This window comes from bacterium (assembly GCA_024226335.1).
GTDB lineage: Bacteria > Myxococcota_A > UBA9160 > SZUA-336 > SZUA-336 > JAAELY01.
The window spans coordinates 1-638 of sequence record JAAELY010000198.1; the positions used below are offsets into that span (position 1 = coordinate 1).

The 638-nt window shown below is 61.0% G+C and carries 1 protein-coding gene; it reads right to left on the reverse strand.

Annotated elements, in window-relative coordinates; genetic code table 11:
• Positions 1-224: 224 nt before the first annotated feature.
• Positions 225-638 (reverse strand): ParA family protein (locus GY725_10105; GenBank protein MCP4004536.1); only part of this gene is annotated, 414 nt, incomplete at its 5' end.

Sequence of the window (638 nt, forward strand, 5' to 3'; positions counted from 1 at the left end):
CAGACCGCGCCGAGAGCGGATCTCTTCCGCCAGCTCTGCGTTGCAGAATCCGCGAAATACTCCAGTATGACTGTGGTTCTGCGCCTTGATCTGACGAAAAATCTCTCGCTCTCGCCTGCGGCTGAGTTCTACACCAGTCTCCTAGGGGTCCGTTGCACATAGCAATTGCCTGGGTATTCAGCGGAGCTGGAACCAGGAGGCATTGGGCCAAGGAAGCCAAACCGTCAGGCTTGGATTCCTTGGGGCGCGAGCCCCAGGATGATCCGTGCGAACCGGTCATAAGCCGTCTTGACCGGGCTCGAGCGCGGCGATGCGAAGATCGTTTCCTTGCGCGCCAGAGCCCTGCTGAGCTCGGTGCTGGTACCGATCACCGAAGGCACGAAGAGCTCCTGGTATTCGGTGGTCAGCCTTTCGATCGCCCGCGCGGAGAGTTTCTCCCGCTTGTCGTGGCGCGAAAAGAGCAATCTGGCGGTGGGCGGCTCGAGGTTGAACGTGTCGCAGATCGATTCGATCTCTTCGAGGGTCAGATCCACGCCTTTGAACGAGAACGCGTCGCTCCACAGCGGGATCACCAGGACGTCGGTCGCACAGATGGTCGAGATCACCGCCGCGCCGAGCGACGGCGGGCAGTCGATCAC